21 protein-coding genes are annotated in these 25,208 nt (G+C 72.3%); 10 read left to right on the top strand and 11 right to left on the bottom strand.

The window, feature by feature from the left end; translation table 11 throughout:
* Nucleotides 1–8: 8 nt before the first annotated feature.
* The gene (locus PZB77_RS26030) at nucleotides 9–1,244 is read right to left on the bottom strand and encodes a site-2 protease family protein (RefSeq protein ID WP_275495057.1); all 1,236 of its coding nucleotides are present in this window, start codon (nucleotides 1,242–1,244) and stop codon (nucleotides 9–11) included.
* 104 nt (nucleotides 1,245–1,348) lie between these two features.
* Here PZB77_RS26030 and PZB77_RS26025 point away from each other — a divergent pair, with 104 nt between their 5' ends.
* Nucleotides 1,349–2,260: a RecB family exonuclease gene (locus tag PZB77_RS26025; protein ID WP_275495056.1), complete on the top strand. Its 912-nt coding sequence runs from the start codon at nucleotides 1,349–1,351 to the stop codon at nucleotides 2,258–2,260.
* 9 nt (nucleotides 2,261–2,269) lie between these two features.
* Nucleotides 2,270–2,941, top strand: a complete 672-nt coding sequence (locus tag PZB77_RS26020; protein ID WP_275495055.1) for a response regulator transcription factor — start codon at nucleotides 2,270–2,272, stop codon at nucleotides 2,939–2,941.
* Nucleotides 2,942–2,959: 18 nt separating this feature from the next.
* Here PZB77_RS26020 and PZB77_RS26015 read toward each other — a convergent pair whose 3' ends face one another.
* Together PZB77_RS26015 and metH are read right to left on the bottom strand one after the other, a co-directional pair.
* A complete protein-coding gene (locus PZB77_RS26015; RefSeq protein ID WP_275495054.1) occupies nucleotides 2,960–3,661 on the bottom strand; it encodes an HAD family phosphatase in 702 nt (233 codons plus the stop codon).
* Between the two features lie 161 nt (nucleotides 3,662–3,822).
* On the bottom strand, nucleotides 3,823–7,332 hold the full coding sequence (gene metH / locus PZB77_RS26010; RefSeq protein ID WP_275495053.1) for a methionine synthase: 3,510 nt from the start codon (nucleotides 7,330–7,332) through the stop codon (nucleotides 3,823–3,825).
* A gap of 238 nt (nucleotides 7,333–7,570) precedes the next feature.
* Between metH and PZB77_RS26005 the strand changes: the two genes are divergently transcribed.
* The 6 genes from PZB77_RS26005 (at nucleotide 7,571) to PZB77_RS25980 (ending at nucleotide 14,723) form a co-directional block, all read left to right on the top strand.
* Nucleotides 7,571–8,335: an IclR family transcriptional regulator gene (locus tag PZB77_RS26005; protein WP_275495052.1), complete on the top strand. Its 765-nt coding sequence runs from the start codon at nucleotides 7,571–7,573 to the stop codon at nucleotides 8,333–8,335.
* Between the two features lie 430 nt (nucleotides 8,336–8,765).
* Nucleotides 8,766–9,557, top strand: a complete 792-nt coding sequence (locus PZB77_RS26000) for an MIP/aquaporin family protein (protein WP_275495051.1) — start codon at nucleotides 8,766–8,768, stop codon at nucleotides 9,555–9,557.
* Between the two features lie 98 nt (nucleotides 9,558–9,655).
* Nucleotides 9,656–11,188 carry a glycerol kinase GlpK gene (gene glpK / locus PZB77_RS25995; protein ID WP_275495050.1) on the top strand — a complete coding sequence of 511 codons (1,533 nt, stop codon included), beginning with the start codon at nucleotides 9,656–9,658 and terminating at the stop codon, nucleotides 11,186–11,188.
* 4 nt (nucleotides 11,189–11,192) lie between these two features.
* Complete coding sequence (locus PZB77_RS25990) at nucleotides 11,193–12,803, top strand: glycerol-3-phosphate dehydrogenase/oxidase (protein ID WP_275495049.1); 1,611 nt, start codon at nucleotides 11,193–11,195, stop codon at nucleotides 12,801–12,803.
* 89 nt (nucleotides 12,804–12,892) lie between these two features.
* Nucleotides 12,893–13,951: an LLM class flavin-dependent oxidoreductase gene (locus tag PZB77_RS25985; protein ID WP_275495048.1), complete on the top strand. Its 1,059-nt coding sequence runs from the start codon at nucleotides 12,893–12,895 to the stop codon at nucleotides 13,949–13,951.
* A 100-nt stretch (nucleotides 13,952–14,051) separates the two neighbouring features.
* Entirely contained in the window at nucleotides 14,052–14,723 is a 672-nt protein-coding gene (locus PZB77_RS25980; protein ID WP_275495047.1) for a FadR/GntR family transcriptional regulator, read from the top strand.
* Between the two features lie 43 nt (nucleotides 14,724–14,766).
* Here the strand turns inward: PZB77_RS25980 and PZB77_RS25975 are convergent, their stop codons facing one another.
* Both PZB77_RS25975 and PZB77_RS25970 read right to left on the bottom strand, forming a co-directional pair.
* Complete coding sequence (locus PZB77_RS25975; RefSeq protein ID WP_275495046.1) at nucleotides 14,767–15,546, bottom strand: SDR family oxidoreductase; 780 nt, start codon at nucleotides 15,544–15,546, stop codon at nucleotides 14,767–14,769.
* Nucleotides 15,543–16,910, bottom strand: coding sequence for an enolase C-terminal domain-like protein (locus tag PZB77_RS25970; protein ID WP_275495045.1), 1,368 nt, complete (start codon nucleotides 16,908–16,910; stop codon nucleotides 15,543–15,545). The genes PZB77_RS25975 and PZB77_RS25970 overlap by 4 nt, the downstream gene beginning before the upstream one ends.
* A 261-nt stretch (nucleotides 16,911–17,171) precedes the next feature.
* Here PZB77_RS25970 and PZB77_RS25965 point away from each other — a divergent pair, with 261 nt between their 5' ends.
* Entirely contained in the window at nucleotides 17,172–18,245 is a 1,074-nt protein-coding gene (locus tag PZB77_RS25965; protein ID WP_275495044.1) for a PAC2 family protein, read from the top strand.
* A gap of 96 nt (nucleotides 18,246–18,341) precedes the next feature.
* Here the strand turns inward: PZB77_RS25965 and mshC are convergent, their stop codons facing one another.
* The 4 genes from mshC to PZB77_RS25945 form a co-directional block, all read right to left on the bottom strand.
* The gene (mshC, locus tag PZB77_RS25960; RefSeq protein WP_275495043.1) at nucleotides 18,342–19,571 is read right to left on the bottom strand and encodes a cysteine--1-D-myo-inosityl 2-amino-2-deoxy-alpha-D-glucopyranoside ligase; all 1,230 of its coding nucleotides are present in this window, start codon (nucleotides 19,569–19,571) and stop codon (nucleotides 18,342–18,344) included.
* A 136-nt stretch (nucleotides 19,572–19,707) separates the two neighbouring features.
* On the bottom strand, nucleotides 19,708–20,541 hold the full coding sequence (locus PZB77_RS25955) for an SCO1664 family protein (protein WP_275495042.1): 834 nt from the start codon (nucleotides 20,539–20,541) through the stop codon (nucleotides 19,708–19,710).
* Nucleotides 20,505–21,095, bottom strand: a complete 591-nt coding sequence (locus PZB77_RS25950) for a DUF3090 domain-containing protein (RefSeq protein ID WP_275495041.1) — start codon at nucleotides 21,093–21,095, stop codon at nucleotides 20,505–20,507. Before PZB77_RS25950 ends, PZB77_RS25955 begins: the two co-directional genes overlap by 37 nt.
* Nucleotides 21,096–21,215: 120 nt before the next feature.
* Nucleotides 21,216–21,950, bottom strand: coding sequence for a histidine phosphatase family protein (locus tag PZB77_RS25945; RefSeq protein ID WP_275495040.1), 735 nt, complete (start codon nucleotides 21,948–21,950; stop codon nucleotides 21,216–21,218).
* 210 nt (nucleotides 21,951–22,160) lie between these two features.
* On the opposite strand from PZB77_RS25945, the gene corA reads away from it, so the two are divergent.
* Nucleotides 22,161–23,156 (top strand): magnesium/cobalt transporter CorA, encoded by a 996-nt coding sequence (gene corA / locus PZB77_RS25940; protein WP_275495039.1) that lies wholly within the window; start codon nucleotides 22,161–22,163, stop codon nucleotides 23,154–23,156.
* Between the two features lie 27 nt (nucleotides 23,157–23,183).
* On the opposite strand, the gene PZB77_RS25935 is transcribed toward corA, so the two are convergent.
* On the bottom strand, nucleotides 23,184–23,972 hold the full coding sequence (locus PZB77_RS25935) for a ferritin-like domain-containing protein (RefSeq protein WP_275495038.1): 789 nt from the start codon (nucleotides 23,970–23,972) through the stop codon (nucleotides 23,184–23,186).
* Between the two features lie 129 nt (nucleotides 23,973–24,101).
* A complete protein-coding gene (locus PZB77_RS25930; RefSeq protein ID WP_275495037.1) occupies nucleotides 24,102–25,154 on the bottom strand; it encodes an LLM class F420-dependent oxidoreductase in 1,053 nt (350 codons plus the stop codon).
* Nucleotides 25,155–25,208 lie beyond the last annotated feature (54 nt).

Raw genomic sequence — 25,208 nt, 5'->3', positions numbered from 1 at the left:
GGCGAGGGTCAGGATCCGGGGCGCGCCATGGCCGCGACGAAGGCGCGTTCGACGTCGGTGGTGGAGAGGACCCCGTAGATCGCGCCGCTCTCCTCCACGACGAGGTACTCGGTCGCGGGGGTGGCGCGCAGCCGGTCGAGCAACTCCTCGCCGGCGAGCTCGGCGGGGACGCGCATGCCCTCGGTGAGGTCCTGGGAGAGCCCTCCGACGGCGACCCAGGGGCGGCGGTGCTCGGGGACCCCGACGATGGCGGCCTCCCGCACGACCCCCTTCGGGGCGCCCTCCGCGTCGACGACGACGAGGGCGCGGGCCCCCGCCTCGTTGGCACGGCGCAGTGCTTCGGAGAGCGGGGTGGCGGGCTCGACGGGCACCGCGCGGCGGGTGAGGGTGCGGGCGCGCAGGTCGGGGAGGTGTTCGCGCAGGCGGGCCATGCGCAGGCTGTTGCCGGCGCCGGTCCAGATGATGCCGGCGAGGATGGCCGCCAGCAGGGCGTCGGTGACCGTCTCCATGCCGCCGACCTCGCCGGCGGAGTCGCCGGTGTGCGTGAGGAGCGGCAGGCCGACCAGCACGGTGACGGCGAGGCCGCGGCCGACCCAGGCGGCGACGACCGTGCCGCTCATGGGCTTGCCGGTGATCTTCCAGACGACGGCCCGCAGCATGCGGCCGCCGTCGAGCGGCAGGCCGGGCAGCAGGTTGAAGACGGCGACGATGAGGTTGGAGATCATCAGTCCGGCGAGCAGGACGCCGGGGACGGTGCCGGCCTCCACGAACTGCAGGGAGAGATAGAACACTCCGGACAGGACGAGGGAGAGGAGGGGCCCCACGAAGGCGAGGACGAACTCGCGCCCCGGGGTCTCGGTCTCCTTCTCGATCTCCGAGACGCCGCCGAAGAACTGGAGCTGGATGCGGCGCACGGGGAGCCGGTAGCGGAGGGCCACGACCGTGTGCGCGAGTTCGTGCACCAGGACGGAGGCGTAGAAGGCGATGGCGAAGAAGAGGGCGACCAGGTAGCGGGCGGCGCCGAGCTCGGGCAGCACGCGGTCGAGCTGTCCGCCGAAGACCCAGGTGATGAGTGCCGCGACGACGAACCAGCTGGGGGCCACGTACACCGGCACGCCGAAGGGGCGGCCCATGAGGAGGCCGCCGCCGGGGCCGGCGGGGCGGCGCGGCCGCCGCTTCCCCGGGCCGGGGTCCTTGCCCCCGCCACCGGGCCGCGGGCGCCCGCTCTCGTCGCTCTCGTCCACAGGGTCCTTCCGTCCGGGGCGTCCGACTCGATCATGCAGTGCGCGAGGCTCTGCGGTCGATGGTATGCCGCTCGCTGTCGGTGGCGGGTCGTAGGGTCGGGAGCATGACCTCCGCACCCCGGCCCCCCGCGCCGCCGTCCTCACTGTCGCCGTCGCGGGCGAACGATTTCATGCAGTGCCCTCTGCTCTACCGCTTCCGGGTCATCGACAAACTGCCCCAGAAGCCGAGCGAGGCGGCCACCCGGGGCACCCTGGTGCATGCCGTGCTGGAGCGCCTGTTCGACGCGCCGGCGGCGGAGCGTACGGCACCGAAGGCGCGGGCGCTGGTGCCCGGGCAGTGGGACCGGTTGCTGGAGTCGAAGCCCGAGCTGACGGAGCTCTTCGCCGAGGACGTCGGGGGTGAGCGGCTGGCCGGGTGGCTGGGCGAGGCGGAGCGCCTGGTGGAGCGGTGGTTCTCGCTGGAGGACCCGACCCGGCTGGAGCCGGTCGAGCGCGAGATGTTCGTGGAGACGGAGCTGGAGTCGGGGCTGCGGTTGCGCGGAGTGATCGACCGGGTCGACATCGCGCCGACGGGCGAGGTCCGGATCGTCGACTACAAGACGGGGAAGGCACCGCGTCCGGAGTACGCGGAGAGCGCGCTCTTCCAGATGAAGTTCTACGCGCTGGTGGTCTGGCGGCTCAAGGGCGTGGTGCCGCGCCGGCTCCAGCTGGTCTACCTCGGCAGCGGTGACGTCGTGACGTACGACCCGGTCGTCGCGGATCTGGAGCGGGTGGAGCGGAAACTGCACGCGCTCTGGGAGGCGATCCGGCTGGCCACGGAGACCGGGGAGTGGCGGCCGAGGCCGACGAAGCTCTGCGGCTGGTGCGACCACCGCGACCTCTGTCCCGAATTCGGCGGGACTCCCCCGGTCTATCCGCTCCCGGTGATCCTGCCGGAAGCCCGTGAGGATGGGGCGGGCAGAATGGGGCCGGTGGCGGCCGACGCCGGTCGGCCCGCGTCCCCGGACGGTTCCTGAGGAGTATTCGTGGCAATCCGTGTCCTGCTCGTCGACGATCAGCCACTGCTGCGCACCGGCTTCCGGATGATCCTGGAGGCGGAGGGCGATCTCGCGGTGGTCGGCGAGGCCGGTGACGGGATCCAGGCCATCGACCAGGTCCGCGCGCTCCAGCCGGACGTGGTGCTGATGGACATCCGGATGCCCCGGATGGACGGGGTGGAGGCGACCCGCCAGATCACCGGCCCGGACCGCGACGGCCCGGCGAAGGTGCTGGTGCTGACGACCTTCGATCTCGACGAGTACGTCGTGGAGGCGCTGCGCGCCGGCGCCAGCGGCTTCCTGCTGAAGGACGCCCCGGCCCACGAGCTGATCCAGGCGATCCGGGTGGTGGCGGCGGGTGAGGCGATGCTCGCCCCGAGCATCACCCGCCGGCTGCTCGACAAGTACGCCGATCACCTCCCCTCGGGCGAGGAGCCGGTGCCGGACGCCCTGAACCGGCTGACCGACCGTGAGCTGGAGGTCCTGAAGCTGGTGGCGCGCGGTCTGTCGAACGCGGAGATCGCGGCGGACCTCTTCGTCAGCGAGACGACGGTCAAGACCCATGTCGGCCACGTGCTGACCAAGCTCCAGCTGCGCGACCGGGTGCAGGCCGCGGTGTACGCGTACGAGAGCGGTCTGGTCCGGCCGGGAGCGCAGTAGCGGGCGGGCCCCGGCCGCTCAGCGCGGGGCGTGCACCAGACGGCGGAGGAAGGCGAGGTCGACGTCCTCCAGCGAGCCGACGACGGTGCGTCCGGCGAGCGGCGCGATCGGCGCCACCGAGGGAACGGCCACGACCACGCACCCGGCGGCCTCCGCGGCGGCGACTCCGGTGGCGGTGTCCTCGATGACCACGCAGCGGGCGGGTTCGGCGCCGAATCCCGCGGCGGCGGCGAGGTAGGGGTCGGGGTGCGGCTTGGTGCGTGCCACCTCGTCGCCGGCGATGGTCAGCGCGAAGTGGTGGTGGCCGACCGAGTCGAGCACCCGGTCGATGATCCGCCGGTGCGAGGCCGAGACGAGCGCGGTCGGCACGGAGTGGGCGGCCAGCTCGGCGAGCAGCCGGGCGGCCCCGGGCATCAGGGGCACGCCCCGGCCGATGCGCTTCTCGAAGCGGTCGTTGAGCAGGACGGTGAGCTCGTCCAGCGCGATGTCCGCCCCGGTCGCCTCGACGAGGTAGCCGGCGCTGCGGGTCATCGGACCGCCGACGACCACCTCCCGCCAGGACTCGTCGAGCCGGTGGCCGAGGTCGGCGAACACCTCGACCTCGGTGTCCCACCAGAAGCCCTCCGTGTCCACCAGGGTGCCGTCCATGTCGAGAAGGACGGCCTGAAGGGCGGCGCCGCCGGCCGTGCGGGTCAGGGACGCGGGGACCGTACTGGTCATGGGCACACCTTTCCGTGGGGACGAGAAGGCCGGTCGCCCTTCCGGGGAAGGGCGACCGGCCTGCACTGGACCGACAAGTCTACGACGAGTCCGGCGTTCGCGCCGTGAACGGGTTGCGGCGTTTTCCCGGCGGGAGGGCGTCGGGACGGCGGTGCGGTGCGTCAGCGCGCGTTGAAGTACTTCGCCTCGGGGTGGTGGATGACGATCGCGTCGGTGGACTGCTCCGGGTGGAGCTGGAACTCCTCGGAGAGGTGGACGCCGATGCGCTCGGGCCGGAGGAGGTCGGCGATCTTCGCCCGGTCCTCCAGGTCGGGGCAGGCACCGTACCCGAGGGAGAAGCGGGCGCCGCGGTACTTCAGCGCGAACATGTCCTCGACCTGGTCGGGGTCCTCGGCGGAGTACCCCAGCTCGGATCGGACCCGGGCGTGCCAGTACTCGGCGAGGGCTTCGGCGAGCTGGACGGAGAGCCCGTGCAGCTCCAGGTAGTCGCGGTAGGCGTTGGCCTCGAAGAGCTTGGCGGTCTCGGCGCCGATCCGGGAGCCCACGGTGACGACCTGCAGCCCGACGACGTCCTTCTCGCCCGACTCCTCCGGGCGGAAGAAGTCGGCGAGGCAGAGGCGGCGGCCGCGGCGCTGGCGGGGGAAGGTGAAGCGGGTGCGCTCGGAGCCGTCCTCGTTGAACAGGATCAGGTCGTCGCCCTTGGAGACGCAGGGGAAGTAGCCGTAGACCACGGCGGCTTCCAGCAGGTTCTCGGTCTGGAGCTTGTCGAGCCAGCCGCGCAGGTGCGGGCGGCCCTCGGTCTCCACGAGCTCCTCGTAGGTGGGTCCGTCACCGGCACGGGCCTGCTTGAGGCCCCACTGCCCCTTGAAGAGCGCGCCCTCGTCGAGCCAGGAGGCGTACTCCTTGAGCTGGATGCCCTTGACGACGCGGGTGCCCCAGAACGGCGGGGTGGGGACCGGGTTGTCGGTGGCGACGTCGGAGCGGACGCCGGTCTCCGGCTCGGTGACTTCCAGGACGGCTGTGTCGCGCTTGGGCACCCGGCGCTGCTTGAGCTCGGGGAGGACGGCTCCGGGGACGCCGCGCTTGACCCCGATGAGGGCGTCCATGAGCCGCAGGCCCTCGAACGCGTCGCGGGCGTAGCGGACCTCGCCCTCGTAGATCTCGTGGAGGTCCTGCTCGACGTAGGCCCGGGTGAGGGCGGCGCCGCCGAGGATCACCGGATAGCGGGCGGCCAGCTTGCGCTGGTTCAGCTCCTCCAGGTTCTCCTTCATGATCACGGTGGACTTCACCAGCAGGCCGGACATGCCGATGACGTCGGCGTTGTGCTCCTCGGCGGCCTCCAGGATCGCGGAGACCGGCTGCTTGATGCCGATGTTGACGACGTTGAAGCCGTTGTTGGAGAGGATGATGTCGACGAGGTTCTTGCCGATGTCGTGGACGTCACCGCGGACGGTGGCGAGCACGATGGTGCCCTTGCCGTCGGCGTCGGACTTCTCCATGTGCGGTTCCAGGTGGGCGACCGCGGTCTTCATGACCTCGGCGGACTGGAGCACGAACGGCAGCTGCATCTGGCCGGAGCCGAACAGCTCGCCGACCACCTTCATGCCCTGCAGGAGGGTGTCGTTGACGATGTCGAGGGCCGGACGGGTCGTCAGTGCCTCGTCGAGGTCGGCTTCCAGGCCGTTCTTCTCGCCGTCGATGATGCGGCGCTGGAGGCGCTCGTCGAGCGGCAGGGCGAGGAGTTCCTCGGCCTTGCCGGCCTTCATCGACTTCATGTTGACGCCCTCGAACAGCTCCATGAGGCGCTGCAGCGGGTCGTACCCTTCGGCACGGCGGTCGTAGATCAGGTCGAGCGCGACCTTGACCTGCTCCTCCTCCAGGCGCGCGATCGGCAGGATCTTCGAGGCGTGCACGATGGCGGAGTCGAGTCCGGCCTTGACGCACTCGTCGAGGAAGACGGAGTTCAGCACGACCCGGGCGGCCGGGTTGAGGCCGAAGGAGATGTTGGAGAGGCCGAGCGTGGTCTGGACGTCGGGGTGGCGCTTCTTCAGCTCGCGAATGGCGCCGATGGTGGCGATGCCGTCCTTGCGGGACTCCTCCTGACCGGTGCAGATGGTGAAGGTCAGGGTGTCGATGAGGATGTCGGACTCGTGGATGCCCCAGTTGCCGGTGAGGTCCTCGATGAGGCGCTCGGCGATGGCGACCTTGTGCTCGACGGTGCGGGCCTGGCCCTCCTCGTCGATGGTGAGGGCGATCAGGGCGGCGCCGTGCTCGGAGGCGAGTCGGGTGACCTTGGCGAAACGCGACTCGGGTCCGTCTCCGTCCTCGTAGTTGACGGAGTTGAGGACGGCGCGGCCGCCGAGCTTCTCCAGGCCGGCCCGGAGGACGGGCACCTCGGTGGAGTCCAGCACGATCGGGAGGGTGGAGGCGGTGGCGAAGCGTCCGGCCAGCTCCGCCATGTCGGCGACCCCGTCGCGCCCGACGTAGTCGACGCAGAGGTCGAGCAGGTGCGCGCCCTCGCGGATCTGGTCGCGGGCCATCTCCACGCAGTCGTCCCAGCGGGCCTCCAGCATGGCCTCGCGGAACTTCTTCGACCCGTTGGCGTTCGTACGCTCACCGATGGCGAGGTACGAGGTGTCCTGGCGGAAGGGGACGGTCTGGTAGAGCGAGGCAGCACCCGGCTCGGGGCGCGGGTCGCGGGTGGGCGGCACGGTGCCGCGGACGCGTTCGACGACCTGGCGCAGGTGCTCCGGGGTCGTACCGCAACAGCCGCCGACCAGCGAGAGGCCGTACTCCTGGACGAAGGTCTCCTGGGCGTCGGCGAGGCCCTCGGGGCCGAGCGGGAAGTGCGCGCCGTCCTTGGTGAGGACGGGCAGTCCGGCGTTGGGCATGCAGAGCAGCGGGATGCGCGAGTGCCGGGTGAGGTAGCGCATGTGCTCGCTCATCTCGGCGGGGCCGGTGGAGCAGTTCAGGCCGATCATGTCGATGCCGAGCGGTTCGAGCGCGGTGAGCGCGGCACCGATCTCCGAGCCGAGCAGCATGGTGCCGGTCGTCTCGAAGGCCAGCGAGACCAGCAGCGGGAGGTCGCTTCCCAGCGCCTCCAGCGCCCGGCGGGCCCCCAGGATCGCGGCCTTGGTCTGCAGGAGGTCCTGGGTCGTCTCGACGATGAGCGCGTCCGCGCCACCGGAGATCAGCCCTTCGGCGTTCTGCTGGAAGCCCTCGCGGAGCTGGGTGTACGGGGCGTGTCCGAGGGTCGGCAGCTTGGTGCCGGGGCCCATGGAGCCGAGCACCCAGCGCTGCTGCCCGGTGGAGGCGGTGAACTCGTCGGCGACCTCGCGGGCGATGCGCGCGCCGGACTCGGAGAGTTCGTGGATGCGCTCGGGGATGTCGTACTCGCCCAGGGCGGAGGAGTTGGCCCCGAAGGTATTGGTTTCGACACAGTCCACGCCGACCGCGAAGTACTCCTCGTGCACGGAGCGCACGATGTCGGGGCGGGTGATGTTGAGGATCTCGTTGCAGCCTTCGAGGTCCTGGAAGTCTTCGAGCGTGGGGTCCTGGGCCTGGAGCATGGTGCCCATGGCTCCGTCGGCCACGACCACACGCGTGGCGAGGGCTTCGCGGAGGGCGTCGGCCCTGCTGGGGCTGGCGGAAGGGGTCGGCAACGAGGCCATGGATGATCTCCCAGGGATGCGACGGCTGTCGGCTTTGCGCACTTCCGGAAGAAGGCGCACCCGGCCAGCGTAGCCCGGTACCGGCGACCCCCGTGAGGGTGTCCCACCGACCGGACTGCATGCTGTGGCGGAAAAGGTGCGGCGGTGAAGCGACGGAACACCTACCCATGCCCCGTGCGGAGGTCGACATCGGCCGATAGTGTTCAGCATTGTCGACCGAGTGGAGGAGTACGGCGCGATGGCCAAGAACATCCAGTCGCTGGAGCGGGCGGCGGCGATGCTGCGCCTGCTGGCGGGCGGCGAGCGCCGGCTCGGCCTGTCCGACATCGCCTCGTCCCTGGACCTGGCCAAGGGCACGGCCCACGGCATCCTGCGCACCCTCCAGCTGGAGGGCTTCGTCGAGCAGGACCCCGCCTCCGGCCGCTACCAGCTGGGCGCGGAGCTGCTGCGCCTGGGCAACAGCTACCTGGACGTGCACGAGCTGCGCGCCCGGGCCCTCGTCTGGACCGACGACCTGGCCCGGTCCAGCGGCGAGAGCGTCCACCTCGGCGTCCTGCACCAGCACGGGGTGCTGATCGTGCACCACGTCTTCCGGCCGGACGACAGCCGCCAGGTGCTGGAGGTCGGCGCGATGCAGCCGTTGCACTCCACGGCGCTGGGCAAGGTGCTCGCCGCGTTCGACCCGGTGGCGCACAGCGAGGCGCTGGACGGCGAGCGGCGCTCCTTCACCGCGCGCACCGTCACCGCCGAGGACGCCTTCGAGGAGACGCTGGAGCTGACCAGGGCGCGCGGCTGGGCCGCCGACGCGGAGGAGACCTGGGAGGGGGTGGCGGCGGTCGCGGCCCCCGTCCACGACGGGCGCCGGATGCCGGTCGGCGCCGTGGCGGTGACCGGCGCGGTGGAGCGGTTGTGCCCGGGGGGCGAGCTGCGCCCCGAGCTGATCGCGGCGGTGCGCGACTGCGCCCGGGCGGTCTCCCGCGACCTGGGGGCCGGCCGCTTCTGACCCGGGGGCGGACCCGGCGGTGCGCGGGCCCCGCGCGCCGCCCCCGCGCGTGGGCCCGCCCCGCGGGGGCACCCGGCCCGGGGCACCCGGTACCCGCCCGACCGCGCCCGACCGCGCCCGAACCCGCCCGGCCGCGTCCCCGACGACCGGGCGGGCTTGCGCGCGCCCGGCGGTGAGCCGGGTGCGGCACGGCGCGCGAGTCGTGGGCCACACCCTCTTGACGCACACCGCGCCGGGCGAAACACTGCCGTTCACCGGTCGGCAATGCCGAACACGCCACGACAATAAGCGTTAGGGTGTGGCAATGCCGAGGTCCGGTCAACCCCTGACGGATGGCGTGTTCTCTTCGGAAGAGGCGTCATCCCGGGCGTGTACCCCCGGAGGGACCCGGCGGTGCGCATTCCCCTGGACGAAGGACAAAGGAGTCGCGGTGTCCAGCTCCGACATCTTCATCGGCGAGACCATCGGTACCGCCGTGCTCATCCTGCTGGGCGGCGGCGTCTGTGCCGCCGTCACCCTCAAACGCTCCAAGGCGAAGGACGCGGGCTGGCTCGCCATCACCTTCGGCTGGGGCTTCGCGGTGCTCACCGGCGCGTACCTGGCGGGCGGTGTCTCCGGCGCCCATCTCAACCCGGCCGTCACCCTCGGCCTCGCGATCGAGGGCGGTACCCCCTGGAGCGACGTGCCGCTCTACCTCGGCTCCCAGCTGCTCGGGGCGGCCGTCGGAGCCGTACTGGTCTGGGCCGTGTACTACGGGCAGTTCCAGGCCCACCTGACCGACCCGGAGATCGTCGGCACGAAGAACCCCGCCGAGGGCATGGTCGACCAGACCTCCGCCCCCGGCGCGGGGCCGGTGCTCGGGGTCTTCTGCACCAGTCCGGAGATCCGCAACGCCGTGCAGAACGTGGTCACGGAGGTCATCGCCACCGTGGTGCTGGTGCTGGCCATCCTGACCCAGGGGCTCAACGACGACGGCAACGGACTCGGCACGCTCGGCGCGCTCATCACCTCACTGGTCGTCGTCGGCATCGGGCTCTCCCTCGGAGGTCCGACCGGCTACGCGATCAACCCCGTCCGCGACCTCGGCCCGCGTATCGTGCACGCACTGCTGCCGCTGCCGAACAAGGGCGGTTCCGACTGGGGTTACGCGTGGGTACCCGTCGTGGGACCCCTCATCGGCGGCGCTCTCGCCGGCCTCCTCTACAACGTCGCCTTCGCCTGACGCGTACGGCGCGGCACCCTCGCCCGACGCGGCGGGACCCGGCGCCTGCGGACGCCGCCACCCACACCACCACACGGACAGAACCCGGGGAGCACACCGTGAACGACGCACACACCGCCGGCCCGTTCATCGCCGCCATCGACCAGGGCACCACCTCCACCCGCTGCATCGTCTTCGACAAGGACGGCCGGATCGTCTCCGTCGAGCAGAAGGAGCACGAGCAGATCTTCCCGAAGCCCGGCTGGGTCGAGCACGACGCCACCGAGATCTGGGAGAACGTGCGCGAGGTGGTGGCCGGAGCGGTCGTCAAGGCCGGGGTCACGGCCGACGACGTGAAGGCCATCGGCATCACCAACCAGCGCGAGACCACACTGATGTGGGACCGGCACACCGGCGAGCCCGTCCACAACGCCCTCGTCTGGCAGGACACCCGCACCGACGCGCTCTGCAAGGAGCTGGGCCGCAACGTCGGCCAGGACCGCTTCCGCCGCGAGACCGGGCTGCCGCTCGCCTCCTACTTCGCCGGGCCCAAGATCCGCTGGCTGCTCGACAACGTCGAAGGGCTGCGTGAACGGGCCGAGCGCGGGGACATCCTCTTCGGCACGATGGACTCCTGGGTCATCTGGAACCTCACCGGCGGGACCGACGGCGGTGTCCACGTCACCGACGTCACCAACGCCTCACGCACCCTGCTGATGAACCTGCACAACCTCGCGTGGGACGAGCGCATCCTGCGGTCCATGGACATCCCGGCCGCCGTCCTGCCGGAGATCCGCTCCTCCGCCGAGGTCTACGGCCTCGCCGCCGAAGGGGTGCTCTCCGGCGTGCCGGTGGCCTCCGCGCTGGGTGACCAGCAGGCAGCGCTGTTCGGCCAGACCTGTTTCGCGGAGGGCGAGGCCAAGTCCACGTACGGCACCGGCACCTTCATGCTCATCAACACCGGCTCCACCCCGGTCAACTCGTACAACGGGCTGCTGACGACCGTGGGCTACCGGATCGGTGACGAGCCGGCCGTGTACGCGCTGGAGGGGTCGATCGCGGTCACCGGTTCGCTGGTGCAGTGGATGCGCGACCAGATGGGACTCATCAACTCCGCCGCCGAGATCGAGACCCTGGCCTCCTCGGTGGACGACAACGGCGGCGCGTACTTCGTGCCCGCCTTCTCCGGCCTCTTCGCCCCGTACTGGCGCCCCGACGCCCGGGGCGTCATCGCCGGCCTCACCCGGTACGTCACCAAGGCGCACATCGCCCGCGCCGTGCTCGAAGCGACCGCCTGGCAGACCCGCGAGATCAGCGACGCCATGACGAAGGACTCGGGCGTCGAACTGACCGCGCTCAAGGTCGACGGCGGCATGACCTCCAACAATCTGCTGATGCAGATGCTCTCCGACTGTCTGGACGCGCCCGTGGTGCGCCCGATGGTCGCGGAGACCACCTGTCTCGGCGCCGCCTACGCCGCCGGCCTCGCCGTCGGCTTCTGGCCGGACACCGACGCGCTGCGCGCCAACTGGCGCCGGGCGGCCGAGTGGACCCCGCGCATGGACGCGGCCACCCGCGACCGCGAATACAAGAGCTGGCTCAAGGCGGTGCAGCGCTCCATGGGCTGGCTCGACGACACCACCGAGGAGTAAGCACATGACCATCCCGCAGAGCGTCCCCGCCCCCGGGACGCGCCCGGCCGCAGGCTCCCTCGCGAGCCGCGCCGAAACCAGGGAGCGGCTCTCCCGCACGACCTACGACCTCCTGGTGATCGGCGGCGGCATCCTGGGCATCTCCACGGCCTGGCACGCCGCGCAGTCCGGGCTGCGGGTGGCCCTGGTGGACGCCGGCGACTTCGCCGGCGCCACCTCCTCCGCCTCGTCGAAGCTGCTGCACGGAGGGCTGCGTTACCTGCAGACCGGCGCGGTGAAGCTGGTGGCGGAGAACCACTTCGAGCGGCGGGCCGTCTCCCGGCAGGTCGCCCCGCACCTCGCGAACCCGCTCACCTTCTACCTGCCGGTCTACAAGGGCGGTCCGCACGGGGCGGCCAAGCTCGGCGCCGGGGTCTTCGCCTACTCGGCGCTCTCCGCCTTCGGCGACGGCGTCGGCCACGTGATCAGCCCGCAACGGGCCCGCCGGGACGTGCCGGAGCTGCGTACGGACGGGCTGAAGGCCGTCGCGGTCTACGGCGACGACCAGATGAACGACGCGCGGATGGCCCTCATGACCGTGCGCGCAGCGGTCGCGGCCGGAGCCGACGTGCTCAACCACGCGGCGGTGACCGGCCTCCGGTTCACCCGGGGACGGGTCACCGGCGCCGAGCTCGCCGACCGTGTCGACGGTACGGAGTTCGGGGTGGAGGCCCGCCTCGTGCTCAACGCGACCGGGCCGTGGGTGGACCGGCTGCGGACGATGGAGGACCCGGGCGCCGGCCCTTCCGTGCGGCTCTCGAAGGGCGCGCACCTGGTGCTGCGGCGCACCGCCCCCTGGCGCGCCGCGCTGGCGACGCCGATCGACAAGTACCGGATCACCTTCGCGCTGCCGTGGGAGGACATGCTGCTGCTCGGCACCACCGACGAGGTGTACGAGGGCGATCCCGGGGACGTGGCGGTGACCGAGCGGGACACCGCGCAGATCCTGGACGAGGCGGCGTACTCCGTCCGGGACCAGCAGTTGTCGCGCGATCTGATCGCGTACTCCTTCGCCGGTCTGCGGGTGCTGCCGGGCGGTCCGGGCGACACGTCGAAGGCGAAGCGCGAGACCGTCGTGACCGAGGGGCGCGGCGGGATGCTGTCGGTGGCGGGCGGCAAGTGGACCACCTTCCGCCACATCGGCCGCACGGTGATGGAGAAGCTGGCCGCGCTGCCGGGGCATCCGCTGACCGACGCCATGGAGCCGATGGACCGGTTGCCGAAGCGGCTGCCGCTGCCCGGGATCGCGAGCCCCGACGCGGTGACGCACCGGCTGCTGGCGGACGGCGCCGGCTCCGGCCCCTCGCTGGCGGAGGACACCGCGCGGCACCTGGCCACGCATTACGGCTCGCTCGCCTTCGAGATCACCCGGCTCGCCGAGGAGGACCCCGCCCTCGGCCGGCGGATCCACCCCGACGCTCCGGAGATATGGGCGCAGGTGGTGTACGCGCGGGACCACGAGTGGGCCGAGACGGCGGACGACGTGCTGCGGCGGCGGACGACTCTGACGATCCGGGGGCTGGCCACCGACGAGGTGCGGGCCGGGGTCGAGGCGGTGCTGGCGCGGCGCGGCTGAGCGGCGCGGGAGCGGGGGCCCGTGCGGCGGCGTGACGGTGCCATGCTGCCGCCACACCGCCGCAACGGAACGCGGGAACAGTGGAGGACATGAAATTCTCCGTGCTCTCCCTGATCGGGCATGCCCCGCACCCGCTGACCGGCGAACTCGCCTCCCCCGCCGACCGTTTCGCCGAGGTGATCGACACCGCCGCGGACGCCGAGCGGCTCGGCTTCGACGCGTACGCCGTCGGTGAACGGCACGCCGGCGCCTTCCTGTCGTCGAGCCCGGCCGTGGTGCTGGGCGCCGTGGCCGCGCGGACCACGGCCGTCCGGCTGCTGACGGGCGTCACGGTCGTCGCGATCCTCGATCCGGTCCGGGTCGCCGAGGAGTACGCCACCCTGGACCAGATAGCCCGCGGGCGGCTCGAACTGGTCATCGGGAAGGGGGCGGAGTCCGGTCACTTCGACCTCTTCGGCCTCGACGAGGACCGGCAGTGGGACCTCCAGCGGGAGAAGTACGAGCTGCTGCGCAGGCTGTGGACCGAGGAGGGGGTGGACTGGGAGGGGGAGTTCCGCCCGGCGCTGAAGAACACGACCACCGTGCCGCGTCCCTACGACGGAGCTCCGCGCGTCTGGCACGGCTCGGCGACCAGCCTGCACTCCACCGAACTGGCCGCCAAGCACGGCGATCCGCTCTTCACCGCCAACGCCGTCCAGCCGAAGGCCGCCTACGCGCGGCTGATCGCCCACTACCGCGAGCGTTTCGAGGCGTACGGGCACGATCCGGCGGACGCCCGGGTGGCGGCCGGCTCCGGCGGGCTGCTGATCGCGGACAGCTCGCAGGGGGCGGTCGAGCGGTACAAGGAGCTGTACGAGGCGCGGGTGCGGCAGACCTTCAGGCCGCACCTGGAAGGGAAGGCCGGCTACAACACCCCGTTCCGGACGATCGAGGACGCCGTCGCGGACGGACCGCAGCTGATCGGCAGTCCTCAGCAGATCATCGACAAGATCCTCGGTTACCACGCGGAGTACCGCCACGACCTGCAGTCGATCACCGTGGACGGCTTCGGTCTGAGCCGTTCCGAGCAGCGGGAGACCCTGCAGCGGTTCGCGGAGGAGATCGCTCCGGTGGTTCGCCGGGAGGCCCCGACGACCCTGTGGGAGTGATCCCAGCTCTGCGCGGGGGCCGGGGACGGGCGACCAGGGGCGGGACCCGCATAATGGGACGAGACATCGGATGTCTGATCCCGTTCCCAGGAGGACCGTCATGGCTGTCACCGACGAGGCGATCGAGAAGATCAAGGGCATGATCGTCTCGGGTGCGCTGCGTCCCGGCGACCGGTTGCCCAAGGAGAGCGAACTCGCCGCGGACCTCGGGCTCTCCCGCAACTCCCTGCGCGAGGCGGTGCGCGCCCTGTCGCTGATCCGCATCCTCGACGTGCGTCAGGGCGACGGCACCTACGTCACCAGCCTGGATCCGCAGCTCCTCCTGGAGGCACTGAGCTTCGTGGTGGACTTCCACCGCGACGACACGGTGCTGGAGTTCCTCGCCGTCCGCCGCATCCTGGAGCCGGCGGCCACCGCGATGGCCGCCTCGCGGATCGGCGACGCGGAGCTGGACGATCTCGCAGCGCAGCTGGACGCGCTGGGCGAGGAGCCCTCGGTGGAGGAACTGGTCGCCGCCGACCTGGACTTCCACCGGGGGATCGTCCAGGCGTCGGGGAACACGGTCCTCTGCTCGCTGCTGGACGGACTCTCCGGACCGACCACCCGGGCGCGGGTCTGGCGGGGTCTGACCCAGGAGGACGCGCTCAGCCGCACCCTCCAGGAGCACCGGGCGATCCTCGCCGCGCTGCGCGACCGGGACCCGGAGGCGGCGCGGGCGTGGGCGACGGTGCACGTGGCGAGCGTGGAGCAGTGGCTGCGCTCCACGCTCTGAGCGCGGTCCGGCCGCGGGACCCGCTGCGGCGTCCGGTGTCCCCTCACTCCGCGGCGGGGCGCAGCCTCAGCCCCTGCATGCCGCCGTCGACCGCGAGGGCGGTGCCGGTGACCGAGGCCGCGGCGGGACTCGCGAGGTAGGTGATCGCGGCGGCGACCTCGCCGGCCGAGACCAGCCGGCCGAGCGGCTGCCGGGCGTCGAGGGCGGCCCGTTCCGCCTCGGGGTCGTCGGCCCGGTCGAGCAGCCGGCCGATCCACGGCGTGTCCGCGGTGCCGGGGCTGACGCAGTTGACGCGCACACCTTCCCGGACGAGGTCGGCGGCCATGGCGAGCGTCAGGGAGAGGACCGCCCCCTTGCTCGCGCCGTAGAGGGCGCGTCGCGGCAGTCCGGCGGTGGCCGCGATCGAGCAGGTCTGGGTGATCGAGACGGCCCCGGGCCGTTGGACGGCGGCGGCGCGCAGATGGGGCAGGGCGTGCCGCGCGGTGCGGACCATGCCGAGGACGTTGACGTCGAGCACCCGGGTCCACTCGTCGTCGGGGTTCTCCTCCACCGTGCCGATGGAGCCGATCCCGGCGTTGTTGACGAGGGTGTGCAGCCCGCCGAGTTCGGCGGCGGCACGGTCGACGGCCACGCGGACCTGGGCGTCGTCGGTGACGTCGGCCCGTACGGCGAACGTCCCCGCGGGCGCTCCGGCGGTGTCCCGGTCGAGCACCGCGACCCGGGCGCCGCGCTCCAGCAGCAGGGTGGCGACGGCGGCGCCGATGCCGGAGGCGCCTCCGGTCACCAGGGCGGACAGTCCGTCGAAATCCTTCGTGCCGGTCATCGGCAAGCCTCCTCGAGGACGGGGCGGGCCGCCCAGACGGGGCCCTGGGGGTAGCGGTGCGCGGCGATCGACGCGGGGAGCATCCGGGCCGAGAACCCCGGACCGCGCGGGGTGACGTACCGGCCGCCCGTCACGACGGCGGGATCGGCGAAGTGCTCGTGCAGGTGGTCGACGTACTCGACGACCCGGTCCTCCCAGGTGCCGGAGACGGCCACGAAGTCGAACATGGCGAGGTGCTGGACCAGTTCGCAGAGCCCGACCCCGCCGGCGTGGGGGCAGACGGGCACCTGGAACTTGGCCGCGAGCAGGAGGATCGCGAGGTTCTCGTTGACCCCGGCGACCCGGGCGGCGTCGATCTGTACGAAGTCCACGGCGCCGGCCTGGAGCAACTGCTTGAAGACCACCCGGTTCGCCGCGTGTTCGCCGGTGGCGACCTTGACCGGCTGGCCGGCCCGGATGGCGGCGTGCGCGAGGACGTCGTCGGGGCTGGTGGGCTCCTCGATCCAGTGCGGGGCGTACGGGGCGAGGGCGTTCAGCCACTCCAGCGCCTCGGCCACGTCCCAGCGCTGGTTGGCGTCCACGGCGATCCGGACGTCGGGGCCGACCGCCGCGCGGGCGAGCCCGAGGCGCCGCACGTCGTCGTCCCGGTCGCCGCCGACCTTCAGCTTGATCTGGGTGAAGCCGTCGGCGACGGCCTCCTTCGCGAGCCGCACGAGCTTCTCGTCGTCGTACCCGAGCCAGCCGGGCGAGGTGGTGTACGCGGGGTAGCCCTCGGCCAGCAGCCGTTCGGTCCGCTCGGCGCGGCCCGGCTCGGCGGCGCGCAGGATCGCCAGCGCCTCCTCGGGGGTGAGTGCGTCGGTGAGGTAGCGGAAGTCGACCAGGGAGACGAGCTCCTCGGGCGTCATCGTCGCGAGGAACCGCCACACCGGCAGGCCGGCCGCCTTCGCGGCGAGGTCCCAGGCGGCGTTGACGACGGCTCCGGCCGCCATGTGCGCGACCCCCTTCTCCGGTCCCAGCCAGCGCAGTTGCGAGTCGTGCGTCAGCTCGCGGTACAGCCGACCGAGGTCCGCGGCGGTGCGCGGGACGGGCCGGCCGAGGAGGTACGGCTCCAGGGCGGTGATCGCGGCGGCCATGACATCGTTGCCACGGCCGATGGTGAAGCAGAACCCGTGCCCTTCGAGGCGGGCGCCGCCCGCTTCGGCCGCTCCGGATGCTCCGGATGCTCCGGCCGGAGCGTCGGTGCGCAGCACCACGTAGGCGGCGGAGTAGTCGGGGTCGGGGTTCATCGCGTCCGATCCGTCCAGCTCCCGCGACGTGGGGAAGCGGATGTCGTGGACCTCGACGTCCGTGACGGTCTGATGCATGCGCGCCCCCAGGGGATTAACATCGGATCTCTGCAGTGATCATCCGATGTATAGCGCCATACCAGCCCGTTCGTCCAGCCTCGGGAGAAGTTCGGGGGCGACAGCTCGGATGAATCCGGAGACAGATGCCCCGTATCGTCCCCTTCCGCACCTCGATGGACGAGGTTCACCCACCCGTGCAAAGGGGCTTCGGATGGGAATGCTCCACGCCGTAAGGTTGGTGCGTACGTATACGCGAGGGAACTTCTGAAGGAGGCCTGGGTGATCGAGCTCGACGAGGGGGTACCCGAGCTGGTCGACCCGGTCATGGTGGCCGCGTTCGAGGGCTGGAACGACGCCGGTGACGCCGCCTCCACCGCGATCGGGCACCTGGACCGGGAGTGGAAGGGCGAGGTGTTCGCGGCGCTCGACGCCGAGGACTACTACGACTTCCAGGTCAACCGGCCCACCGTGTGGCTGGACGGGGGTGTACGGAAGATCACCTGGCCGACGACGCGGCTCTCGGTGGTCCGTGTCGGCGGCGACAGGCCCCGCGACCTGGTACTGGTCCGCGGGATCGAACCCTCCATGCGCTGGCGGTCGTTCTGCAACGAGTTGCTGGGCTTCGCCCACGAGCTGGGCGTGGAGATGGTGGTCATCCTCGGCGCCCTGCTCGGTGACACCCCGCACACCCGGCCGGTGCCGGTCAGCGGGGTCACCTCCGACCCCGACCTGGCCGCGACCATGGACCTGGAGGAGACCCGGTACGAAGGGCCGACCGGCATCGTCGGCATCCTCCAGGAGGCGTGCACCCACGCGGGCGTGCCGGCGGTGAGCCTGTGGGCCGCCGTACCGCACTACGTCTCGCAGCCGCCCAACCCGAAGGCGACCCTGGCCCTGCTCAACCGGCTGGAGGACCTGCTCGGTCTCCGCATCCCGCTGGGCGAGCTGCCCGAGGACGCCCGCGCCTGGCAGCTCGGCGTGGACCAGCTGGCCGCCGAGGACAGCGAGGTGGCCGAGTACGTCCAGACGCTGGAGGAGGCGCGGGACACCGCCGAACTCCCCGAGGCGTCCGGAGACGCCATCGCCCGCGAGTTCGAACGCTATCTGCGTCGGCGCGACCCCGGGCCCGGTCCGGGCCAGCCGCCCGGCGGACACGCGACGGAGAGCGGCGACGCCTCCTACCTGCGGGATCCGGCGGGTGGCCGCACCCGTCCGCCCAAGCCGCAGCGTCCCGAACCCGGTCCGGCGAGCGGTACGGGCGGTGTCCCGGGCAGCGCGCCGGGTACCACCGACGGCAGGTCCGGGGAGAAGAACGAGCGGCAGTCCGACGACGGCGACGCGTCGGAGAACTGACCGGCCGTCCGGACGGCCCCGCACCCCGCGGACGCGATGGCCCCGGTCCTCTCCGTGGAGAGGACCGGGGCCATCGCGTCCGCGGGGTGTCCGGTACTACAGGGCGACGCCCAGGAGGGCGTCGACGGTACGGGAGACGAGCCCGGGTGCTCCCTCGTCCGTGCCGCCCCCGGCCTGCTGGCGCTCGGCCCAGCGGTCCACGGCGGCCAGCGCGCGCGCGGCGTCCAGGTCGTCGGCGAGGGCCTCGCGGACCTCCTCGACCAGGGCGTCCGCCGACGGGCCGTCAGGACGGGAGACGGCGGCGCGCCACCGTGCGAGCCGGGCGACGGCGTCGGCGAGGACCTGGTCGGTCCACTCCCAGTCGCTCCGGTAGTGGTGCGAGAGCAGGGCGAGACGGATCGCCGCCGGGTCCACGCCCTCGCGGCGGAGGGTGGAGACGAAGACGAGGTTGCCGCGCGACTTGGACATCTTCTCGCCGTCGAGGCCGACCATGCCGGCGTGGACGTACGCCTGGGCGAAGGGGTGCTCGCCGGTCAGGGCCTGCGCGTGCGAGGCGCCCATCTCGTGGTGCGGGAAGGCGAGGTCGGATCCGCCGCCCTGCACGTCGAAGCCCATACCGAGGTGGTCCAGGGCGATGGCGACGCACTCGATGTGCCAGCCGGGCCGTCCGGCTCCGAGGCTGCCGCCGTCCCAGCTGGGCTCGCCCTCGCGGGCGGACATCCAGAGCATCGGGTCGAGGGGGTTCTTCTTGCCGGGGCGTTCCGGGTCGCCGCCGCGCTCGGCGGAGAGCAGCCGCATGGCCTCCGCGTCGAGTCCGGAGACCTCACCGAAGTGCGGGTCCGCCTCCACGGAGAAGTAGACGTCGCCCTCCAGCTCGTACGCCGCACCGGCGTCGCGCAGCCGCTCGACGAGCGGCACGATGCCCGGTATGGCTTCGACCGCGCCGATGTAGTGCTTCGGCGGGAGCATCCGCAGCGCGGTCATGTCCTCGCGGAACAGGGCGGTCTCGCGCTCCGCGAGTGCGGTCCAGTCCTCTCCGTCGCGCACGGCCCGCTCCAGCAGCGGGTCGTCCACGTCGGTCACGTTCTGGACGTAGTGAACCTGCCGCTTGGTGTCGAGCCACACGCGCTGTACGAGATCGAACGCGTTGTAGGTCGCCGCATGACCCATGTGGGTCGCGTCGTACGGCGTGATGCCGCAGACGTAGATGCGGGCGACGGGACCGGGGTCAAGGGTGATCCGTCCGCCGGTCGCGGTGTCGTGGATCCGAAGGTCGCGGCCCTTGCCAGGCAGGGCGGGGACCTCAGAAGCGGGCCAGGCATGCATGACATGAGCGTAACCGGACGGAGGTTCCGGATACGAACCGGATGGCGAATCGTGTCCGAAGACGCGTTCTTGACGAAACCGCCTCGGCCCCGCTAGCGGGCGCGGGGCCGAGGCGGCGACCCCCGCGCGGGCCCCGTCAGACCGGCGGCCACGGGATGGCCGGCCACTGCCCGCTCGGCACCGGGTGCCGCCCCGTCCGCCGCAGCGCGGCGACGCGTCCCCGTACGGCGTCCACCTCGGCCGGGGTGAGGAGTGCGCCCAGCCGCGCGGCCAGCGGCGCGTCCGGCTCCAGCCCGGCGGCGAGCCCTTCCAGCACCTCGACCGCCTCGGCGGTCAGCGGCTCGCCCGCCCAGCCCCAGAGCAGGGTGCGCAGCTTGTCGTCGGAGTGGAAGGTGACGCCGTGGTCGATGCCGTAGAGCAGCCCGCCGGGGGCGGGGAGCAGGTGGCCGCCCTTGCGGTCGCTGTTGTTGATCACCGCGTCGAGCACCGCGAGCCGCCGCAGCCGGGTGTCGTCCGCGTGGACCAGCAGGGCGGTGTTCCCCTCGCCCACGTCGGCGAGGCCCACCGCCTTCCACCCCTCGGCCGGCTCCTCGCCCTCGACCAGGGCGAGCAGGGGCGCGGTGTCCGCGACGACGTCGATCCACAGCTGGCACATGCCCTCGCCGTACGGGCCCTCGCGCAGCACGGTGGGCGGGACGAGCCCCCAGCCGGTGGCCTGTGAGACCTCCCAGGCCGCCACCTCGCGCTGGGCGAGGGTGCCGTCGGGGAAGTCCCAGAGCGGCTGCTCGCCGGCGACCGGCTTGTACACGCAGGGCAGCTCCACGCCCTCGTACGCGACCGTGCAGCGCAGGACCGCGTTGGAGGCTCCCGGGACGCGGCCGACGACGGTGAGCCGGCCCTCCGTGAGCAGGGTGACCAGTTCGGCTGCGGTCGTCATGCCCCGCGCCGGTATCCGTTCTGACGCGGGCACACGTGTCCTTCCGGGTCGAGCGGCAGGCTGCACAGCGGGCACGGCGGGCGGCCGGCCTGCACGACGTCGAGGGCGCGCTTGGCGAATGCCCGGGCCTGGGCGCCGCTGAGGCGCACCCGCAGCATCGGCGGGCCGTTCTCCTCGTCCTGGAGAAGCCTTTCCTCGGCTGCCGCCAGGTCGTCCTCGGTGTCGACGTCCATCTCGACGAGGGCCTGGGCCTCGACGATCATGCACTGCTCGTCGCCGTCCCAGGCGAGGGCCATCGTGCCGACCCGGAACTCCTCCTCGACGGGGGTGTCGAGCGGCGCGGTGTCGGCGACGGTCACGGGGGCGACGGCCGGCACGGGCGAGTTGCCGCCGGTGCGCCGGACGACCTCGTCGAGCAGCTCGTCGATCCGTTCGGCGAGCGCGGCGACCTGGGTCTTCTCCAGAGCCACGCTGGTGACCCGGCCGCCTGCGGACGCCTGGAGGAAAAACGTACGGCGGCCAGGCAGTCCGACCGTGCCGGCCACGAATCGTTCCGGCGGGTCGTAGAGGAACACCTGACGGGACACGTCCAGTTCTCCCTTGAGGAATCGGCGGCGGACGGAGGCTGGCCCCGGCCGCCCGGGGACGGGTGCCGGACGGACCCCGGACGGGCCCTCACGGCCCGTCCACCCTATCGCCAGGAGCGATCACGGCGCCCCAGCGCCGCCCCCCACCTGCGCGTGCGATCCGTCGTCCCCCGCGGGCCGGGACTCGTCGGCGGGGGTGGCGTCGGTGCCGAGCCCCTGCTCGCGGGGGGCGACACCGGCGAGGTCGCCGGTGTCGCCGAGGCGCAGCAGGAAGGGGCGCAACCGGGTGTAGCGGATGGCGGTGAGCGAGCAGGGGTCGACGTGGATGCGCTGGAAGAGGTCGAGGTGCATGCCGAGCGCGTCGGCGACGACGGCCTTGATGATGTCGCCGTGCGAGGCCATCACGTAGACGGCGTCCTCGCCGTACTCGGCCTCGATCCGCGTGTTCCAGGCCCGGACCGCGTCCACCGCACGGTTCTGCATGGCGCGCATCGACTCGCCGCCGGGGAAGGCGGCGGCGGAGGGGTGCTGCTGCACGACGGACATCAGCGGTTCGTCGGAGAGTTCGGCGAGCTTGCGCCCCGACCAGTCGCCGTAGTCGCACTCGGAGAGGCCCTCCTCGACGTGCAGGGGAAGGCCGGGGCGGGCGTCCAGCAGCGGCTGGAGGGTCTGCCGGCAGCGCTCGAGGGGGCTGCTGACCGCGGCGACGAGCGGCATCCCGGCGAGGCGTCCGGGCAGCCCGGCGGCCTGTTCGGCGCCGCGCTCGTCCAGCTGGACACCGGGGGTACGGCCCGCGAGCACCCCGGAGGTGTTGGCGGTGGAGCGGCCGTGGCGTACGAGGATCAGGGTGGGCATGGCGGCAAGCCTACGGGCCGGCCGGTCCACCCCGGCCGGCCCTCCCCCGCAGGTGCGGGAAGGGCGGACGCGGCCCCTCGTCCTCCTCGCGGCCGGTCCGGCGCCGGGGCCGCCGGCCCTCGGGCCCGCGGCCCCCGCGCGCCGGTGCCGGCGGCCCCGGCAGGCGCTCCGGGTGGGGCGAGCGTGTGCTTTCGGCCATGGCGGGGGAGAATGCGCGACGTGATTGTCGACTGTGCCATCTACCGGGACGGGCGCCGGACGGACGGCCCCGACGACTTCTCCGACGCGCTCGCCGAGGCGCGGGCCGAGGGGGACGCGTTCCTCTGGATCGGGCTGCACGAGCCCACCGAGGAGGAGTTCAGCCTGGTGACCCACGAGTTCGGGCTCCATCCGCTGGCGGTGGAGGACGCGCTGAGCGCGCACCAGCGACCGAAGCTGGAGGTCTACGACGACTCGTTGTTCCTGGTGCTCAAGCCGATCGCGTACGAACCGGACAGCGACACGGTCAGCGCGGACGAGCTGATGGTCTTCGTCGGCGACTCCTTCGTGGTGACCGTCCGCCACGGCGAGAGCGCCCCGCTGGCGAACGTGCGCCGGCGTCTGGAGGCGGACCCCTCGGTGCTGCGGCAGGGCCCGACCGCCGTGCTGTACGCCGTCAGCGACTCGGTCGTGGACCACTACATAGACGTGGCGGGCGAGCTGCAGATCGACCTGGAGGAGCTGGAGACCCAGGTCTTCGCGCCGAGCGGCAACGCGGAGTCCCAGCACACCGCGAGCCGCATCTACACCTTCAAGCGCCAGGTCATGGAGTTCCGCCGGGCCGCCGCACCGCTGACGGCACCGATGACCCGTCTCTCGGGGACCGGGGTGCCGTTCGTGCACACGGAGTCGCAGCCCTTCTTCCGGGACGTCGGCGACCACCTGACCCGCGCGAACGAGCAGGTCGAGGGGTTGGACCGGCTGCTCTCGGACATCCTCTCGGCGCATCTCGCGCAGATGGGTGTCCGGCAGAACGACGACATGCGCAAGATCTCGGCGTGGGCCGCGATGGCCGCCGTACCCACCATGGTCGCGGGCATCTACGGCATGAACTTCGACCACATGCCGGAACTCCACTGGGTGTGGTCCTATCCGGCGCTGATCGTGCTGATGGCCGGAGTGGTCCTCGGCCTGTACCGGCAGTTCAAGCGGCGCGGCTGGCTCTGACCGCGCCGCCCCGCGCCGGGCGGGTGTTCAGGCGAACTCGGTGCTCACCACGGCCGGTGCGCCGAGGGCGTCGCGGCGCTCGGGTTCCGCCAGGCTGACCATCCGGCGCCAGCCGGCCAGCCGCTCGTACGCGTACATCGCGCGGATCCCCGCCGCCAGCGCCGCCGCCTTCGGCCGGGGCCAGTTCAGGATGCGGCCCATGTGGGCCATGACGGCGAGGCTGACGTCGCGGTAGACCGCGATCTCGGCGAGGGCACAGGCGCGCAGGATGCGCTGGATCTCCCGGCCGTGGCCGGCCCGTGCGAGGCGCAGCAGCTCCTCGTGGCAGTAGGCGAGGTGGTTGTCCTCGTCCTGCGAGATCATCCGCACGGCGCGGCCGATGACGGGGTCGTCGCCGAAGTACCTCAGCAGCAGGCGCATCTGCTCGGAGGCCCGCTGCTCGGTGACCCGGCTGTGCGCCAGGTAGGTGACGACGTCGCGCTCCGCGAGCGGGTGCTCGCCCTTCAGCTGCTCGTGGGCGAGACCGATTCCCCGGCGTTCCAGCAGCATCGTGTAGTCGGTGTCGGCCGGGACGTCGGCGGCGGTCAGCCCGCGCTTCCTCAGCAGCGCGTGGAAGATCCGGCCGTGCTTGTCCTCGTCGGCGCCGTGCCGGGCGATCTTCGGGGCGAGGGCGCGCTGGCTCCCGGGCACGAGAGCGGCGATGCGGGCGTTCTCCCAGCCGCCCTGCGACTCACCGCTGGCGGCGATCGAGCAGAAGAGCCGGAACGACTCGTCGTCGTCGAGGATCTCCTGGAAGAGGCTCTTTGCCGAGAGCATGACTGCCACCTCCGTACCGGTGTCCGCAGATAAGCAGTCAAAGGCCCCGCGGCGCTCCGGGCAACCGGAGCGGAGGCGAGTCCCGCTCCGGCCGGGGGTCCGGCGCCGTCCGCCGGACCCCCGGGGCCGCTACTCGGCGGCGCCGGAGCGCTCCAGGGCCTCGGTGCCGGCACGCAGGGCCGCGATCCGCTCCTCCAGCGTGAAGCCGGCCGGGGCGAGGGTGAGCGTGGTGACACCGGCCTCGGCGTAGGCGCGCATCCCGTCGGCGATCCGGTCGACCGGGCCGAGCAGGGTGGTCTGGTCGATCAGCCGGTGCGGGACGGCGGCGGCGGCGCCGTTCTTGTCGCCGTCGAGGTACTTGTCCTGGATCTCGGCGGCCTCGCGCTCGTACCCCATGCGCTGGGCGAGCTGGTTGTAGAAGTTCTGCTTCCGGCTGCCCATGCCGCCGACGTAGAGCGCGGTGTAGGGGCGGAACATGTCCGCGAGACCCGTGACGTCGTCGCCGACCGCCAGCGGGACGGTCGGGCAGACGTCGAAGCCCTCCAGGGGCAGCCCGGCCTTCTCACGGCCGGCCCGCAGGTGCCGCAGCGCGGTCTCCTCCAGGTGTTCGGCGGACGGGAAGATCAGCAGGGCGCCGTCGGCGATCTCGCCGGTCTGCTCCAGGTTCTTCGGGCCGATGGCGGCGATGTAGAGCGGGATGTGCTCCCGCTGCGGGTGGACGGTCAGCTTGATCGGCTTGCCGGGGCCGCCGGGCAGCGGCAGTGTCCAGTGCTGCCCTTCGTAGGAGAGGCGCTCGCGGGCCATCGCCTTGCGGACGATGTCGACGTACTCGCGGGTGCGGGCGAGCGGCTTGTCGAACTTGACGCCGTACCAGCCCTCGGAGACCTGCGGTCCCGAGACGCCGAGGCCGAGCCGGAAGCGGCCGCCGGAGAGGGAGTCGAGGGTGGCCGCCGTCATGGCGGTCATGGCGGGCTGGCGGGCCGGGATCTGCATGATCGCGGAGCCCACGTCGATGGACTCGGTCTGCGCCGCGACCCAGGTGAGCACGGTCGGCGCGTCGGAACCGTACGCCTCCGCCGCCCAGCAGACGTCGTAGCCGAGGCGGTCCGCCTCCTGCGCGACGGCGAGGTTGTCGGCGTCCATGCCCGCGCCCCAGTAACCGAGATTGATGCCGAGCCGCATATCCACTCCCCTTACTGATCAGTAACGTCCCTGTCCGCCGGACTCTAGCGCGGC

The sequence above is a fragment of the Streptomyces sp. AM 2-1-1 genome (assembly GCF_029167645.1).
GTDB lineage: Bacteria > Actinomycetota > Actinomycetes > Streptomycetales > Streptomycetaceae > Streptomyces.
The sequence above is the reverse complement of the archived record's forward strand: the minus strand, read 5'-3'. Positions and strand labels throughout refer to the sequence as shown.